General features: G+C 56.0%; 15 protein-coding genes. 10 read left to right on the top strand and 5 right to left on the bottom strand.

Going from position 1 to position 17,356, the window contains the following annotated elements; translation table 11 throughout:
* Positions 1 to 86: 86 nt before the first annotated feature.
* Both XM38_RS09310 and XM38_RS09315 read left to right on the top strand, forming a co-directional pair.
* Positions 87 to 1,304, top strand: a complete 1,218-nt coding sequence (locus tag XM38_RS09310; RefSeq protein ID WP_080810570.1) for an adenylate/guanylate cyclase domain-containing protein — start codon at positions 87 to 89, stop codon at positions 1,302 to 1,304.
* A 73-nt stretch (positions 1,305 to 1,377) separates the two neighbouring features.
* Complete coding sequence (locus XM38_RS09315; RefSeq protein WP_080810569.1) at positions 1,378 to 1,902, top strand: GNAT family N-acetyltransferase; 525 nt, start codon at positions 1,378 to 1,380, stop codon at positions 1,900 to 1,902.
* 3 nt (positions 1,903 to 1,905) lie between these two features.
* On the opposite strand, the gene XM38_RS09320 is transcribed toward XM38_RS09315, so the two are convergent.
* The 3 genes from XM38_RS09320 to nfi form a co-directional block, all read right to left on the bottom strand.
* On the bottom strand, positions 1,906 to 2,244 hold the full coding sequence (locus tag XM38_RS09320) for an N-acetyltransferase (RefSeq protein WP_187329345.1): 339 nt from the start codon (positions 2,242 to 2,244) through the stop codon (positions 1,906 to 1,908).
* Positions 2,219 to 2,431: a hypothetical protein gene (locus XM38_RS09325; RefSeq protein ID WP_088429624.1), complete on the bottom strand. Its 213-nt coding sequence runs from the start codon at positions 2,429 to 2,431 to the stop codon at positions 2,219 to 2,221. The genes XM38_RS09320 and XM38_RS09325 overlap by 26 nt, the downstream gene beginning before the upstream one ends.
* Positions 2,432 to 2,493: 62 nt before the next feature.
* Positions 2,494 to 3,216, bottom strand: a complete 723-nt coding sequence (nfi, locus tag XM38_RS09330; protein WP_088429626.1) for a deoxyribonuclease V — start codon at positions 3,214 to 3,216, stop codon at positions 2,494 to 2,496.
* Positions 3,217 to 3,292: 76 nt separating this feature from the next.
* On the opposite strand from nfi, the gene XM38_RS09335 reads away from it, so the two are divergent.
* The 8 genes from XM38_RS09335 to XM38_RS09375 all read left to right on the top strand — a co-directional run bounded on the left by XM38_RS09335 (position 3,293) and on the right by XM38_RS09375 (position 15,752).
* On the top strand, positions 3,293 to 5,110 hold the full coding sequence (locus tag XM38_RS09335; RefSeq protein WP_187329346.1) for a lipase family protein: 1,818 nt from the start codon (positions 3,293 to 3,295) through the stop codon (positions 5,108 to 5,110).
* A gap of 165 nt (positions 5,111 to 5,275) precedes the next feature.
* The gene (locus tag XM38_RS09340; RefSeq protein ID WP_080810562.1) at positions 5,276 to 5,863 is read left to right on the top strand and encodes a pentapeptide repeat-containing protein; all 588 of its coding nucleotides are present in this window, start codon (positions 5,276 to 5,278) and stop codon (positions 5,861 to 5,863) included.
* A gap of 517 nt (positions 5,864 to 6,380) precedes the next feature.
* Positions 6,381 to 6,602, top strand: a complete 222-nt coding sequence (locus XM38_RS09350) for a hypothetical protein (protein WP_137455061.1) — start codon at positions 6,381 to 6,383, stop codon at positions 6,600 to 6,602.
* Complete coding sequence (locus XM38_RS09355; RefSeq protein WP_088429630.1) at positions 6,550 to 9,915, top strand: endonuclease/exonuclease/phosphatase family protein; 3,366 nt, start codon at positions 6,550 to 6,552, stop codon at positions 9,913 to 9,915. Before XM38_RS09350 ends, XM38_RS09355 begins: the two co-directional genes overlap by 53 nt.
* Positions 9,916 to 10,024: 109 nt before the next feature.
* Entirely contained in the window at positions 10,025 to 10,924 is a 900-nt protein-coding gene (locus tag XM38_RS09360; protein ID WP_225889262.1) for a peptidylprolyl isomerase, read from the top strand.
* A gap of 80 nt (positions 10,925 to 11,004) precedes the next feature.
* A complete protein-coding gene (locus tag XM38_RS09365) occupies positions 11,005 to 11,304 on the top strand; it encodes a hypothetical protein (RefSeq protein ID WP_137455062.1) in 300 nt (99 codons plus the stop codon).
* Between the two features lie 769 nt (positions 11,305 to 12,073).
* Positions 12,074 to 13,300 (top strand): HlyD family secretion protein, encoded by a 1,227-nt coding sequence (locus XM38_RS09370; protein WP_080813672.1) that lies wholly within the window; start codon positions 12,074 to 12,076, stop codon positions 13,298 to 13,300.
* A gap of 199 nt (positions 13,301 to 13,499) precedes the next feature.
* The gene (locus XM38_RS09375) at positions 13,500 to 15,752 is read left to right on the top strand and encodes a glycosyltransferase (RefSeq protein ID WP_088429634.1); all 2,253 of its coding nucleotides are present in this window, start codon (positions 13,500 to 13,502) and stop codon (positions 15,750 to 15,752) included.
* A 129-nt stretch (positions 15,753 to 15,881) separates the two neighbouring features.
* Here the strand turns inward: XM38_RS09375 and XM38_RS09380 are convergent, their stop codons facing one another.
* Entirely contained in the window at positions 15,882 to 16,820 is a 939-nt protein-coding gene (locus XM38_RS09380) for an esterase-like activity of phytase family protein (RefSeq protein WP_225889265.1), read from the bottom strand.
* Positions 16,748 to 17,152: a hypothetical protein gene (locus tag XM38_RS26370; RefSeq protein WP_202978860.1), complete on the bottom strand. Its 405-nt coding sequence runs from the start codon at positions 17,150 to 17,152 to the stop codon at positions 16,748 to 16,750. Before XM38_RS26370 ends, XM38_RS09380 begins: the two co-directional genes overlap by 73 nt.
* Positions 17,153 to 17,356: the final 204 nt, after the last annotated feature.

Below are 17,356 nucleotides of genomic sequence, written 5' to 3' on the forward strand. Positions count from 1 at the left end.
CCTCTCCGCCAAGCTATAACTAAGGCACCCGTGCCTGTGGCCTGCCCTTAAATATCTCTGCCTATGCAACCTGTTTCCTCTCTGCCATGATCGGTGCTGCGGCCGAAACGCCTGGTATTATCCTGATTGCGGATGGTTCCTCTGAGACCTTGACTCTGCTGTCGACCTACTTAGAGACGGCGGGATACGAGGTGCATAGTGTCCGCACTGGCACTGCCGTGTTGGAGGTTGTCGAGACTTTAAGTCCTGATCTGGTGCTACTAGACATTTCCCTGCCCCAGCTGGATGGCTATCAAGTCTGCCGTCAGTTGAAGGCAACGGCAACCACCCGGCCGATTCCGGTGGTATTTATCAGCGAATTCGATCAGAAACAGGAGCGGCTGCAAGCCTTCGAGGTGGGCGGTGCCGACTATATTACCAAGCCATTTTGGCCGGAGGAAGTGCGGGCTCGGGTCAGTAATCAAATCACGACCTACCAGCTACAGCGACGCCTACAACGGCAAACCCAACGGGCCCTATCTGCCAGTGGCACCAGCCCCTTGCTGGCTGACCTGCAGCGGGTATTGCGGCGCCAGGCCCACACCCTGCAGGAGCAAAATCAACGCTTGCAGCGAGAGATCCGTGAGCGAGAGCAGATGGAAAAGGCCCTGCGCTTGGAAAAATATAAATCGGAACAATTACTACTGAACATTTTGCCCAAGGCAATAGTGGAACAACTGAAGCAGCTGAAGGGGTCGCTGGCGGAACGGTTTGACGATGTCACGATTCTCTTTGCCGATATTGTGGACTTCACTCCCCTGGCCGCCCAGATATCACCCTTGGAGTTAGTCAATTGGCTGAATGGGATTTTTTCCGAATTTGACCGGCTGGCAGGACAACTCCAGCTCGAGAAGATCAAGACCATCGGTGATGCCTATATGGTGGTAGGAGGATTACCGGTCCCCCGGGATGACCATGCCGAAGCGGTCATGGAAATGGCGATTGCCATGCAGGAAGCCACCCAGCGGTTTTCTCGTCAGGATAATCGTGCTATGCAACTGCGCATTGGCATCAACACCGGCCCTGTCGTGGCCGGGGTCATTGGCATTCAGAAGTTTAGCTATGACCTCTGGGGCGACGCGGTGAATATTGCCAGTCGCATGGAAGCCCAAGGCGAGCCCGGCATGATTCAGGTGACGGAGGCAACCTATCGACGGCTCAGGTCTCATTACCGCTTTGAGCCCATGGGGCAGGTGCTAGTGAAGGGGCGGGGCTATATGACGACATTCCGCTATGTGGAACGGGGGACTGCTGGGCTATCTTGAGGGAGCTGAGGAAATGGGTGGTCAGGGCAATACTCAATGGCTGTTGCCAACGATGGCGTCATCCGAGTAGCTGATGAGAGAGGGTTCCCGCGTTTTTATCAGACCCCCCAGTCGCGATGATTGGCCAGAACTCCTAGCTTTACACCAGAGAAGTCAGTGGTTTCATCAGCCCTGGGCCTCGTTGCCGCTGACTGAGTCAGAGTGTAAGCGCTATATCAGTCGTTGTCACTGCGATGAAACCTTTCAAGGCTGGTTGATTTGCCATCAGACCCACCAACAGATCATAGGGGTGGCCAATCTCAGCCTCCTGGTTTATCGGCTGTTTCAGCGGGCCCATCTGGGATACTACGTAGACATAGACTTTGCCGGCCAGGGGTTCATGTCGGCAGGCCTGCAACTGGTGCTCGATCATGCCTTCTATCAGTTGGGCGTCCATCAGATTGAGGCCAATATCCAGCCGGACAATACGGCCTCGATTAAATTGGTGAAGCGTCTAGGATTCACCCGGCAAGGCGTTTCCCGCCGATATCTCAAAATCAATAATGACTGGTGTGATCATGAGCACTGGTGTTTGCGGGTTGAGGATTGGGCCGAGTGACCCTCACGGCTGATAATTCATGGCCTGGGTGGGTAAGCCCCGCAAGATGTCTCGGCCAGACTTGCCGGCCAGGCTGGCAAGCTGTCGCAAGGCTTGGCCACTGACGTTATATTCGTTGGTGCCGAAGCGCACCCCGACCCGGCCATAGAGGCGGGCGGCTGGGCCGGAGAGGGCCTGACCCCGCATATAGGCCCAACCAAGGCCAGTGATCTCCGCTGCGATCGCACAGATCAGTGCCGCCCCCAGTCCTTGGCAGCGGTAGGCAGGCACAACATACATATCCAGCAGCATGGCACCGTGGACACAATGGTGCAGGTCATAGCTGCCGGGTCCAAGCGGCAAAGCCAGCCAAGGTGTCGTCGCGATGGAGCACGATCAGGCGAAAGCAACCGCTGGCATAGTCTCGCTTGAATGTGTCAAGGGACCCGGGCCAGGCGGCCATGTTTAAGTGCTGGCGCACGTAATCATCCAGCAGCCTGGCGACCTGGGCTAAATCAGCACTGGTGGCGGTAGATGTCCGGTAGGTCATAGGGTGAGGGCGGGCGAGGACAGGAGCAAGGCATGCCAGCCGATGGCTTGGCGATGGTTCCCTCACCATAACCGCAGTTGGCCATTGTCTCCCTCAGGCCCCTTGCTGCCTTGAGCCCCTTTGCGATCAGAGGCCAGGCGGTCGGCCCGGCGAGTGGTCTCGGGCAGGCGATACTTGGGGGTGCATTGGAGCACATAGTGGAGGGCCGTCTCTAGGCTGATGCGGTGACCCGGTGAGATGTACAGGGGCTTGGTGCCGGGGCGGCTGCGTAGTACCGCCCCGATAGTGTCATCGCCATCGAGGAGAGGCACCCAGGCCCCTTTCTCCGGGGGAACCTGGCGGTGGTGCCCTACCAAGCGGGATTTGGCCACACCAATGGTGGCAGCATCGACCAGCAGCCCTAGGTGACAGGCGATGCCCAGGCGCCGGGGATGGGCCGTTCCCTGGCCATCACAGAGGAGTAAATCTGGGGTGATGGTCAGTTGGGCCAGGGCCTCTAGCACCGTGGGTACCTCGCGAAAGGATAATAACCCAGGGATGTAGGGGAAGCTGGTGGGGCGGCGGGCCAGGGCCTGATCCAGCGGCTGCAGGTCGGGAAAGCTGAGCACGACCACGGCGGCCCGGGTGATGCTGCCATTCTGCTCGAATCCGGCATCTACTCCAGCCACATGGCGGATGGGATCGGGAAGGCGATCGGTGGTAATCACCTGCGATCGCAACTGTTGCTGCAGGGCAATGGCCGCGGCAGCGGTGGTGGGCCAGGCATCAGGGTAGTGAATTTGCATCGCGAATCGTCGGCTCCCGACTATTTTCCGGTAGCATCTAGGCAATCTAGATTACCGGATAGAGGCGATGAGTCCCATGGGTGTGAAGTGGTTTCCAGTCGGGCTAGCCGGTCTCTCCTTTAGCATGACCCTGACAGCCGGCGCAGTCCAGGCCCAAATCCCCGGGAAAGAGCCGCTCACCCCGGCGCTGTTGGTCGACCTCTTTCAGACCATCGCCCACTGGTTACTGGCCGTAGGGCTACTCCTGGGCACCCTGGTGGCCGCCGCCGGCATCGGTCAGTATCAGCAACAACGGCGCTGGCAACGGCGACAATACGCCCGTACCGTGGTGACACACTTCACCGACAAGGCCGCCGTGCAGAAGGTGCTGCAGATTCTCGACTACGAGGAATACCGGGACTTTCAAATTACTCTGGCCGCGGGCCAGACCCTCAGCTTCGAAGCCACCGACTCGCGGCTGCGGCGGGCCTTGCGATCGCATGATCAAATGGTCAAAACCCGCCGCGGCCTGAGCCAACTGCAGACCACCCCTAGCTTAGAGATCGACCACGAGCTAGCCGCCGCCATCGACCGCTACCGCCAGGAAGAATTCGTCATCGAACTCACCCTACGGGACTGGTTCGATACTTTTCTAGGGGGCTTAGAACACTTCGATGCTATGATCAGCGCCGGCCTGGTGCGACGCCAAGACCTGCAGCCCTACATCCTCTACTGGATTCAAATCATCAGCGACCGCCGCTTCCGCCGCCAAGGGGGCTCCAGTTTCTACGATCAACTGGCCCACTATATCGAGTGGGCTGGCTATAGCAGCGTTCAGTCCCTGGTGCAGCGCTTCGGCTACAAGCTGATTCCCCCGCCCTACTCCGCCCACGATTTCTCTGACTTCGACCAAGCTGGGGCCTACGACGCCAACCGGTCTCTCTGTCTGGCCAAGGCGTCGTATCTGATCTACCAAGACTACGACTACACCACCGACATCGTCTGCCACTGGCTGACCAGTCGCCGCGACCATGGCTGGCAGCAGATGAGCGATCAAGACTACGCCCTCGCCGTCGTCCAAGCCTGGCAAGATGAAGCCCACGCTACCCAGCAGGCCGAAGCCCTGATCAAGGATGACTTCCAATACCTGGACATGCCCACCTCCGACACCCAAGCCCTGCTATTGCGCAAGGGACAGGAAATCGTCCTGGCCTTTCGCGGCACCCAGCAGATGCGCGACTGGCAGACGAACCTGAACCTGCAACTACAGCCCTTTCAGATCCAGTCAGAGGAGCCAGTCAAAGTCCCCGAGGGGCGAGTGCATCGCGGGTTTCAAGACGCCTGGGCCAGCGTGGAGAGTGCCATCGTAGCCCAGATACGCCAATGGTACAGCCCTGATAGCAGTCGTCTCTGGGTCACAGGGCACAGCTTGGGTGGTGCCCTGGCCAGCTTGGCGGCGGTGTCTCTGGAGTGTCAGGGATTCCGGGTCAACGGGTTGTACACCTACGGCCAGCCCCGGGTGGCTGACTGGCAGTTCGTACGCCAGGTCAATGCCATGATGGGTCACCGCATCTTTCGCTATGTCAACAATAACGACATCGTTCCCCTGATTCCGCTTGGGTTCGTGCCCTGGCAGCCCACCCGCCGCTATGGTCACATGGGCCAGTTTCGCTACTTCGACCGCCGCGGCAAACTCCATCTGCTCTCGACGCCACTGCAACGCTGGCCCGATCGCATCCTCGGCTGCATCGATGGCCTCAATCAAGCCGGTATCGACCTCGTCGCCGACCACATCCTGGAACGCTATGTCAGCTATCTGCAACGGGCCCAAGTTCGAGAGATCGAAGCCGCCAAAGCCGCCGCGAAATGGGCCACCTTAACCCAGAAAACGGCGCCGCCAGCTCAGGATGGCTGATATTGAAGCCAACGCACGTTCCCTGTAGGAACTTCAACCCTGTTGGTGACGTCTGCCCCTAAAGGGCGATGTATTGCTCCCAGCCCATGAGTTGCGATCGCTAGTGTCGTCTGTCAGCATAGAAGCCGACAGGAGAGTTTCCGTACCCCGCGTTTGGACAGTCCCATGGCTTTTGTCACCCTTCCCCCGCGAGCCCGCCCTCTAACCGGTGTCTTCCCCAGCCTCATCGGTAGCCTGGCCCTATTAGCTACGATTGCCCTGCCCACGGTTGCCGATGAGCCATCCGGGCTAGAGCAACTGCTGCAGACCAATGAATGTGTCGACTGCCATCTGCGGGAAGCGGACCTGCGACGGCTAGACCTAAGCGGTGCTAACTTGCGGGGCGCCGACCTCTCAGGGGCTAATTTCTTCCAGACTAAGCTGGATGGGGCCGATTTAGCTGGAGCCGATCTCACCCAGGCCAACTTTTGGGGCGCTAGCCTCCGGGGCACCTTCCTGAATGCAGCCGACCTCAGTGAAGCTAATCTCAGCTATGCCGATTTCACCGGCGCTTCCCTGTACGGGGCCATTTTCCATGAGACGTTCGTAGAAAAAACCATCTTTGTGGAAGCGCTGCTGTCAGCCGCCGATATGCGAGAGGTGCAGTTGGTCAGCGCCGATTTTACCGACGCCATTCTCTGCGGCGCCGAGCTCCACTATGGAGACTATCGCAGCGGCTGCACCAGCTTATCGGAATCCGCTCCTGCTGAGTAATGGGGACTCAGGTTGAATAGCCTGGCGAAGGGACGGGGACGCGGGCGACGGGCCGCATTTTCGGGACGTCTCATTCAACGATGCTGCGGTGGGAAGAGCGCCTCGCGAATCAGGGTGCTGAGTGGTCCCCCCCGGTGCCGTCGCCTCACAGAGCAGCGTAATAAAATTGATGTCCTCATGGGGCACTGCCCGTAAGCTGCCAGGGGGGGCTGTCTCGGGAACCGGCGGATAATGGGCCCGTCTTGCCGCCGATAACCAGGTCCTGCAACCAGGTCCGCGATTGCCCTAGGTAGAGGGCACAGGCCTCTAACAGTTGCGCCGCACAGACGCTGTCGTGGCCTCAGCCCGGTAATCCTGTAAATCGAGGCAGGGCATTGTGGAGATCATCCTGGCAACTGCCGTGTGAAGGCTTGATGAAGCTATCGGCTCTTAATGTTCACTTTACCGCCTCTTTAGGCTGACCTGGGATGCTCGGTCAGTAGAACTACGGATTTCTGACCATTCACGAGGTAATGCTGTGGTTACCATTGCATCCCAAGATTTCAACATCCTCGACAGTAGCGGTACGTTTACTACCGATAGTTTTCCCAGCGGCAGCATTGACGCGCTGCTCACCAATGCCAGCTCCTCCAATGTAGGTGGTCCAGGCCTCGACTTCCAAACCTTCTGGACCGACACCCGTGGCAATGAGGGGCCACTCTCCGGGGAGCGAGTCCGGCGACTTCATTGGCGTCAATAGCTTCGCCGGTAGCAATGCCCCCGATGTCTCTGCCAATGGCACAGCCGTGGCCGAAAATAGCGAACAGAACTTCGAGTTTAACGATGGTGACGGTCGCCTGGACCTGGTGTTTGAACCGGTTGACGTCAGTGGCTTTAGCAATCGCAGTCTGAGCTTTGACTACTGGATTAACAGCACTGGCTATGAGAGCAGCGATAGCTTCAGCGCCGCGCTCAGTGATGGCACCACTGAGGTGTCCTTGTTTGACTTTGGCGAGGTGGAACTAGAAGGCAATACCTCTGCCGATGATGGCACCGCCAACTGGACCCCCTTCACGGTTGATCTTGAGTCTCTGATCACCGGCGGTTTAGGCGAGACCCTGACCCTAACCATCAGTGTTGATACCAACGCTGGTAGCGAAAATATCTTCGTCGACAATGTTGCCTTCCTCAGCGATGTCCCGGGGGGCGGCCCACCGCAAGTCGCCATCAATGAACTGCGGATTGACCAACCCGGCAGTGATACCGACGAGTACTTCGAGCTATTTGGCAATGCCAATGCCCCTCTGGATGGTCTCTTCTACTTGGTGATTGGCGATGGCAGCGGCGGTAGCGGTGTGATCGAGAACGTGACAGACTTGTCCGGGCAGACCCTGAATGCCAATGGCTTCTTTTTGGCAGCCGAGGGCAGCTTTACTTTAGGCAGCGCCGACCTGACTACCTCCTTAGGCTTCGAGAACAGTGACAATGTCACCCACCTGCTGGTGCAAGGTTTCACTGGCAGTGACGATGATGACCTAGATACAGACGATGATGGGGTGCTGGATCTGACGCCCTGGAGCGCCCTGCTGGATTCTGTCGCCCTGATTGAAACGGTGGGTAGCGGTGACCAGGTCTATAGCGCCACCCAAGTGGGTCCCGATGGTTCCTTCGTGCCGGGCCATGTGTTCCGGGATCCCGATGGCACCGGGGCCTTCCAGATTGGGGCCTTCGATCCGGTCGGCGGCAATGACACCCCCGGTGCCACTAATGAATTTGTGCCACCGCCAGCCACCCCTGCCGCCATCTACGATATTCAGGGGGCTGGACATACCTCGCCGTTGCTGGGGGAAACTGTGGTAACTGCAGGCATCGTCACCGCACTCGAGTCTAATGGCTTCTTCCTCCAAGATCCCCAGGGCGACGGCAATATTGCCACCTCCGATGCCATCTTTGTCTTCACTGGTGGGGCGCCTGGGGTCACTGTGGGCGATGAGCTATCAGTGACGGGCAAGGTGTCTGAGTTTACCCCTGGTGGTGTCGCTACCCGCAACCTGTCGACTACCCAGATCAGTGGTAATCCTGAGATCGTCACCCTCAGCACTGGTAATGCCCTGCCAGCGGCTGAGATCATCGGTGCCGGCGGCCGGGTACCGCCCACCGAGACCATCGACGACGATGCTTTTGCCAGCTTTGACCCCACTGGCGATGGCATCGACTTCTTCGAGTCCTTAGAAGGGATGCGGGTCACCGCGACTAATCTGGCGGCGGTAGCGGGCACCAATCGCTTTGGCGAGATCTTTACCGTCGCCGATCTTGACCCCACTACTCCAGGCATTCAGGGGGCCACCGGCATCTCGGAGCGGGGCACCCTCAACATCAGTCCGGATGACTTCAACCCGGAGAAGATTCAGATCGATTTCGATGATGACATTCTGCCGGGCTTTACCTTTCCCGATGTCAATGTGGGGGCCCAGTTAGGGGATGTCACCGGGGTGATTTCTTACGACTTCGGCAACTTCCAGATTCAGCCCACCGAGGCCTTCTCGGCCACTCCGGCAGCCCCTGAGTTGCAACCGGAGGTGACTGAGATTACGAAGGGGGCCGGCCAGCTGACCATGGCCAGCTATAACGTGCTCAACCTGGACGTCAATGACAGCGACGGCGATACCGATGTGGCCGATGGTCGCTTCCAAGCCATCGCCGAGCAGATTGTCAATAACCTCAAGACGCCGGACATCATTGGGCTGCAAGAGATTCAAGACAACAGCGGCTCCGATGACGATGGTACGGTTTCCGCCTCTGAGACTCTACAGGCGCTGGTGGATGCGATCGCAACGGCCGGCGGTCCCCAATACGAGTTCATCGACAACACCTTCATCACCGATGGGGTCAGCGGCGGTCAACCCGGCGGCAACATCCGCACCGCCTTCCTCTATAACCCCGACGCCGTCAACCTGGTCGAGGGCTCGGTGCAAACCATCGGCGGTCAGAATCCCGGCGATGCCTTCTTCGATGCCCGCCTGCCGCTGGTGGCCAGCTTCGAATTCCAGGGCCAGGAAGTGACGGTGGTGAACAACCACTTCTCCTCCAAGGGCGGCAGTGCTCCCATCCTGGGGACCGAGCAGCCCTTTGAAGCCCGCCAGGAAGAGGTGGCCGTCAATGGCTCCCTGGATGAGCGCATCGCCCAAGCCGAGGCGGTGAAGGACTTCGTGGATGGTCTCTTGGCCAGTAACCCCGAGGCTAACGTGGTGGCCCTAGGGGACCTGAACGAATTTGAGTTTGTCTCTCCCGTAGACGACATCCTCGGCAGCAGCCTCACCAACCTGGTGGATACCCTACCCGCCGATGAGCGCTACAGCTTCATCTTCCAAGGCAACTCCCAGCAGCTGGATCACATCCTGGTCAGCGATCACCTGACCGCTGGCGCCCAGTTCGACATCGTCCACACCAACTCTGAATTTGCCGAGGTGACCGGCCGGGCCAGCGACCACGATCCGCTACTGGCCAGCCTACAGCTGCTCAACCCCATCGACGGCAGCCGCCGGGGCGATGTGATTGTGGGCACCGATAAGGCCGATCTGATCCAGGCCTTTGGAGGACGCGATCGCATCTTCGCTGCAGACGGCAACGATCGAGTCTTCGCCGGGGTCTTCGGCAACGACGGTGACGACCTCCTCGATGGCGGTCGGGGTCGAGACCTGGTTGTCGGTGGCAACGGCGACGACATCATCAACGGCGGCCGCGGCCGCGACTGGCTCATCGGCGACAGTGGCGACTTCGATGAAGGGGCCCCCCCATCTATGGCCGGAGCCGACCGCTTTGTCTTCGAGGGTAGATTTGGCCACGACCTCATCGTCGACTTCCAATCTGGCCCCGATCAGATCGATATCTCTGCCCTCGACCTCAGCTTCGGGGCCATCGACAGCAACGGCGATGGCGTCATCAACAGCGGCGATAAATTCATGAGGCAGCGGGGCGAAGACAGCCTACAGGTGAATCTGCGACCCTTCGGCGGCGGCAAGATTACCGTCCTCGGCGTCAGCAGCCTGACAGAAGCCGACCTCGTCGTCTAAACGACACCGTCAGCCAGCTGTCAAAGCCTCTGCCCCCGGGCAGGGGCTTTTATAGACTACGGCTAGGAGCCGCTTCTATGGTAGGTGTAGGGAGCGACCGCTGCAAACCATGGCCCTAGCCCGGCTCGTAATCGGTCGCCTGCCCCTGGTACACCCCTTCAGATCTAACCCTGGACGCGATGTCAATGCGGTTTACGTGAGGAGTCCTGTGGAGTTGATGGATCAGACAGCCATTCTACGCATCGGCGATCAGCCCCTACCCCTCAAGGAGTTGGTGTCTCGACTCTACCGCTATGGTCTAGTACCTGCCTTGCTGAAGGACTGGGTGATCGATCAGACCGTGGCCACCGTCGATTTGAGTGAGGCCGAGAAGCAAGCCGCCCAGGAACAGTTCATCCAAGCCCATCAACTAGTCAGTGAAGAACGACAACAGGCCTTTGTGCAGCAACGGGGCCTATCCCTAGAGCAACTGCCCCTACTGGCCCAGCGGCAATACCAACTGGAAAAATACAAACAACAAACCTGGGGAGCCCAGTTAGAATCCCACTTCCTGCAGCGCAAAAGCCAGCTGGACCGGGTGATTTATTCCCTGATTCGCAGCCAAGAGGCCGGCCTGGCCCAAGAACTCTATTTTCGCCTGCAAGACGACGGCGAATCCTTCGCAGAGCTGGCCCGCACCTATTCAGAGGGGCAAGAAGCCCAGACCGGGGGGCTGGTGGGGCCGGTGGAACTGAGCGTGCCCCATCCCACCCTGGCCCGCATGCTGTCTCTGAGCCAACCGGGACAGCTCTGGCCCCCCACCAAAATCGGCGAGTGGTATGTGGTGGTGCGCCACGAGAAGTTTTTGCCGGCCCAGCTCAATGAGGCGACTCGCAAGCGATTACTCGATGAACTCTTCAACGGCTGGCTGCAAGACCAGCTGCAAGGGCTGACGCTGACGCTGGCCCCATCGCCGGACCCGATTCCCGTCGATCGGGAAGACGCTTCGGATGACGCGGCTAAACCATGACGCTTGGGGGATCAGCCATGGCCCCAGTCAGGGCTCATTCGCCGTCGATGAGGGCATGGGAAGACCCCGGGACCGGGCTTGTGAGCGAGCCCCAGGGACAGCGATTAGGGGTCAAAGCCTATACCCGCTGGAGTCCTGATCTGGAGAAATGCTGCATGCTGCTGAGCGCGAACGAGTCGTACGAACGAACGGCAGATGATGTCGAGGTACTCACAGGCGTGCGCGTCTCAGGCAGTACGCAACAGCGCCTGGTGCATCGCCAAGCCTTCGAACCAGCGCCCGTTGACTGTGGTATTAAGGAGATGAGTATTGATGGGGGCAACGTTCACCTACGGCCCCAGCGGGACAGCCGAGCCAGTGGCGCGACTACAAGGCAGTGACCTTGCATCAATGTGCCGTCAGTGCCTTCTTCCACAACACATTGGCCCGCCCCCTGAGCGTCTAGAGATTTTAGACTGGTGCCATCTCATCGAAAACCTGGGCAAAGTGGGTGGCTCAACGCGTCGGCTGGATGCGGTGGACGCCCGGCTGTGGCAGGGCGATGTAGATGGGGCTGTGAGGCTGTTTGATGACTGGCCGCATGAGCGGGTTGAGCGCTATCGCATTAATAAGGCGTCATGGCTATCAATGTGGAAGCTTCCGTTGTCTCGGGCGATTGAAATGCAATCAGGTTATCGCAACCTATGGTGTATACTCGTCTGATTTTTACCTAATTCAGCAGAAGACAACCTCTTCTAATTTCTCTCTACACATCATAAATAGAAGACAACCTCTTCTAATTTCTCTCTACACATCATAAGGGGACCTCGATTAATCAGTTTTCTTTAGCTAATGGCGTCTCATTCGATATCCCAGAATCCCTGCTGTCCCATGGCCTGCGTGCTTCAACAAAACCGACCTTATGATCTCATACTGAGATCGCTCTGGCTATTTTTCGAGGTGCCCATAAATAAACGTAGCTCGTTTGTTAGGCTGAAGGGCGTATTTTATAATCTGGGCGCTATCTAAAGCCTTAACATCTATATCACACATTCATCGGGGGATTTTACGGTAAGTTCATCGGAGTTTTTGAGGGAACTTGTTATCTTACCCTTAACGAGCAAACGAACAGTTCTTCTGGCATTAAAGCTGAGCTAGGTAACATGACTCATGCAGGAAATTAAGTTACCGTTCGTCGATAAGAAGCCTTCAGCCCGCTCAATCGCTTCTAATGGGCTGATCTCCATTGCCAGCATTGGCTTACTTATCTGGGCTTTTCAGCTTCTGCAGACTCGTCTTACCTCTGTTGTCAGTCACGATGCTGTTATCAACGGCGCCATTGTTGAAATCAAAGCTCCCCAAGAGGGAGTTGTGTCGCAGGTATCTATTGCTACCGGAGATGAGGCTTTACCAGGGCAGTCTCTGCTAACACTTAAGAATGACCAAATTAGCGAACTCCAAGTTGAGGAAATTACCGGTCGCCTGAACCAGGGCCAAACAGAACTACAGCGAGCTCAGATTCGTTTGGATCAGTTAGTTGAGCTACTGCAAAGAGCTCAATCAGATAGTCAGGCTCAGTATCGTCTTGAAAATCTTGAAGCCGAAGAATCCATTGATCAAGTTGCTTCAGAGCTGAAAGGGGCAGAAGCCAAACTCCAACTTGCTCAAGTCAATTATGACCGGGCGGTGCAATTGCAGACTGCAGGTGCAATCTCTGTGGCAAGTTTGGATAGCGCTACAGTAGAAGTTGAGCAACGCCAGGCAGAAGTAGATAGCCTTAAAAACCGTCTGAATAGGCTAGAGGCTGATCGACAAGCAGCAGCGTTAGGGCTAGTGATCAATCAAACTCGCAGTAACTACGACCCTCGCATTAGGGTTCAAGAACTGCAATTACAAATCTCAGATCAGCAGCAATTGGTCCAAACACTAACTGAGGCAGTGGCCACGACTGAGGCAGAACTTGCCCAGGCCAAGTTAGATGCTGAGCGCAAACAGTTTACCCAAATTGAAGCCTCTACCGGTGGGGTAATCTGGAGTTTGCCCATTCAACCCGGTACCTTTGTCCAGCGCGGTGAATCATTAGGACAACTACTGGACTGTAACCGTCGCTGGGTGGATGCCTTCGTGGATGAGCGTACCCTGAAATCACTTCAAGTTGGAACCCCCGCCACTATTGAACTGTACGGTGACAAATCAGTCACATTACAGGGCAGTGTTGGCTTAATTCGGTCGGGGCTAGAGCGACTATCACCAGGAGAAGATGTCGCTGTGCCGACTACGGCAAATACTCCACGCAATGCTCAGATTCGAGTCAATATTGAGCCAGATCAAAATCTGGATAGTCAGGATCAACTCTGCTATGTCGGTTATACCGGCAAGGTCATATTTGAAATCTGATGAATTCGACTTGAAATCGGATTTATGGAGGCCACTTGATGACTTAGAGATATATTTTTTTAACTCTAAATTAGGTTCAGAACCAGACAGTTTAGATAACTGTTTTATGCGACTTAATCATCAGTATGCGACTTAAGTCAAGCCGTAGCTCGATTATCTAATCTACTAAGACCGCATAAACCTAAGCTTTATTTACTTCATGTTAACATCTAAAATTTCTCAATCGTCATCGAAATCATCCTCGACCAATCCTAAAACTCCTAAAAAGGTAAACGCTCAGCATCATCACATTGCTCCCTGGGTTTGGTACCTATTTATTGGCAGCCTGTTACTTTGGTTTGGGGTAATACTATTAACGGCTCAGCGCCCGGTTTTAGTTCCCTTAGATATTGCTAACCCCACCAATTTGCCTCCACTGACTGGCTTTTTAGAGGTTCCACAAGACATTGATAAATTGTGGCTTCCAATTGGCGCTGTTCTAGGCTTTGGCATCTTATTGCGTTGGATCAAACCCAGCAACACCAGCCGTGTGGTAGTGCGCAGTGTCACGATTCTTCTGGCCGTTCGCTATTTGGTCTGGCGCTCGTTGACGACGCTGAACTTTTCTCACTGGATTAGCTTGAGTTTAAGCCTGCTCTTTTTCCTGAATGAGATTGTCTGGATCGGATCCTATCTGCTTTATCTACTTCAATCCACCTGGACCAATGAGAAACGGCGACGACGGGAAGCGGACTACTATTCCCAGACTGTACTCTCTGGAGAATATTTACCGTCAGTGGACGTATTTATCCCCACCTATAAGGAGCCAGAATTCATCGTACGGCGGACGGTGATTGGCTGTCAGGAGATGGACTATTCCAATAAGACTGTCTATGTTCTGGATGATACCCGTCGCCCCCATATTCGGGCTATGGCTGAGGAATTAGGGTGCAAATATATCACGCGTCTCGACAACACCCATGCCAAGGCTGGGAATCTCAACAATGCGCTTGCACATACGAAAGGCGAGCTGATCACGATTATGGATGCTGACTTCGTGCCCTTTAGGCACTTTCTGACCCGTACCGTCGGCTTTTTCCAGAATCGCAAGATCGATCTCGTGCAAACGCCGCAACATTTTTATAATCCCGATTACCACGCCTATAACCTGGGGCTTGATCGCTTCTTGCCCAACGATATGGAGCACTTCTTCGGCTTTGTACAACCTGGTCGCGATGCTGGCAACAGTGTGATCTGCTGTGGCACCTCCTATGTGGTGCGGCGGCAGGCCTTAGAAGCCATTGGCGGGTATTACACGCGCTGTTGCGTGGAAGACTACCAGACTTCTACCCGCATGCTGACCCAGGGGCAACATTTAATCTACTTGAATGAAATCCTTAGCATGGGCGAATCTACCCGCACCTTTGCAGACTTTATCGATCAACGTCTGCGATGGCTACAGGGGAATCTCCAGGTTTATTTCTGCGGCGATGACTTGCCGATCTGGTCAAGGTTGAACTGGATTCAGAAGAGCTATCACATCAACTTGATTCTGTATTGCCTGAATCCAGTGGTGCGGTTTATTTCCTTGACAGTTCCGTTGATTAGTTTATACCTAGGCTCTTCTCCCCTAGTGGCCCTCGCCCCAGATTACATGTACTATGTCATTCCATTTTTGTTGCTCTATAATGTCAGTTTCACCTGGGCAAACAACTATCGCCTCTCCGCCTTTTGGAACGAAGTATACGAAACTGCCTTTTGCTTCCCAGCCTTATCGCGCCTGGGACTGATTTTGCGCAATCCATTTGCTAAGGCCTCAACTGCAACGCGCAAGGGCGTCAAAGCAGAGACCAAAAACTATAACTTACATCTCACTTGGCAACTGATCGTCCTGATTCTACTAACCGTGGTGGGTTTGGTGTTCCACTACGGTGGTTATTTGACAGGGCGGTGGCCCTATCTGCAGTATGAATATGCTGGAAAAGAAATTCTGGTGTTTTGGTCGATCTATAACTTGGTAGTGATGACGGTGGCGGTGTTAGCAGCCATTGATCAGCCGGTGCGACGAGTTGTTGATCGGTTCCCGGTACGAACTTTGTGTCGATTGACTGTCGGTCATCAAATCTATGTGGGATATACCCATGATCTGTCGGAGGCTGGAGCTAGGCTAACCCTGAAGGCACCTATGCTGCAGTCAGAGGTATCTCCTGAGCAGCCAGCTTACCTCGAATTTTTGGAGGAGGACTTCACGGTGAAAACTAAGGTGCTGCGTTGGGGAGTGCAAGATGATCAGATCCAAGTTTCCCTGCAATTTATACGTATGACCCAGAAGCAGAATCAGCGCCTAGTATCCTGGCTCTATAGCGGTATGACTTGGTGGAAGCAGCCGAAGAAGCCTGGTGTGTTGGATTCTTTGCTGGCTATGGTTGCTGCTGTGTTAAGACTGAAGCCGGTCCTGAGAAGATACGTTTAGGCATAGTTTGCCATGCCGGCCATTGATCACATCCTGCAGCTCAACAAAAAACTGGGAAAGTGCTGCTTGAACACCTTCCCAGCTTAGATTTAGCAGCATGCCGTAGAGTACCCTGGTTGAGGCAACCGACTAGACCGTGACGAAAGTCGTCTCCGTCAGGACTGTGGTGTCAACATTTGGGAAGCTGAAACTGAAGTCGCCGTCGCCGTTGAGGTCATTGGGGTCGGCGATGTTCAGCAGGTCAACGACTTCAGTCTTCTCGATAAAACCGTCGGTATTGGTCTCAGAGAGATCCACCTTGAAGATCTTCTTGAACTGGGCGGCCTCCCCCTGGCGACCATCTCGCTCAATCACGAGGAACTCGTTCTCGTTGATGGGGGTGAAGTCGCCGATCGCGTGGTTGGCCTCATCGAGCTGGTAGCGACCCAACAGTCCGGTGAATTCGCTGCTGGCCACGTCGAACTCATAGAGGCGCAGGGAGCCTTCGGGGTCACCGAAGACGGTGCCCTCCAGCAGGGGATAGAGGGTTTGGCGATCGGGGCTGAAGGCCATGCCCTCATAGCCGCGTGAGCCGCTCAGGTTGGCAGACTCCTCGGCGGTTTCGAACTGCTCCACCACGATCCGGCCGGTTTCGGGGAAGTCGGTGAAGAAGCCATCTACCCCCAGCTCGATCAACTGGCGGAATTCCTCGCCCGTGGTCTGGGGTGTGCCGTCCTGGTTCAGGGTGAGGAAGCGCTCCTCATCCCGCAGGGTATAGGGATGCACCTGCAGGCCGGCAGCGTGGGCAAAGTCAACCAGCGGGAAAACGTCGCCGGTGAGCCGGGAGGTGATTTCGGCCACGCCGTCGCCGTTGCCGTCGACCGGCTCATCCAGGGACTCCCGCAGCAGGATGTTGTTCTTCCAAGGACCGAGGCCGTCTGCATAGCGGCTGATTTCCGCGATCGCCTCCGGATTGGCCAGGGAGTCATAGCCGGGATTCTCGAAGTCGCTGCCGGTCAAGTTGTGCCCAGCAGTGTCGCCGTTTTGAATGTCGAAGGGAATGAAGCCATTGGGGTCAGAAAGTTGCACAAACCCCTGCACCCAACGCCGCTATCGCCGCCCTGGCCATTGAAGCTAGGCGCGAGCTGATATAGCCGCAGCAGATAGTCGCTGCTGTTGGCCTCATTGCCAAAACCGTTGTCAGAGAGGAACCAGAAGGTGTCGCCCTCGCTGCCGGGGGCAAACTGTACGGCGCTGAAACCCTGCACAGGCTGTCCCTGGAAGGGACCAGTGCGCCCGTTGGCAGAGATGGGCTGAACGCGTGCGATCGCGTCAATATTGCCGTTATCCCCCCCGGCAGGAGGCCCTTCTGCAAAGGTATCAGCGGGCAAAAATGCGAAACCTAGTAGCGTACTTTCCATGGATTCGTTAGGGGATTTATCCTCTCCAAAACGCCATGGCTTAGATTGTCACGCCCTCATTAAATAAACATCTCAACGCATTAATTTGCTATTAAGTAAGAAGTAACTCTTGGTTATCGTGCCAACTCCAGATTAGACTCCAGATTGGGTAGGGTAAGTGTTTCATCGTTTGATTAAAAAAGCAGACAGCAATCTTAATTTTGT

This window comes from Halomicronema hongdechloris C2206, from assembly GCF_002075285.3.
Classification (GTDB): Bacteria; Cyanobacteriota; Cyanobacteriia; order Phormidesmidales; family Phormidesmidaceae; genus Halomicronema_B; species Halomicronema_B hongdechloris.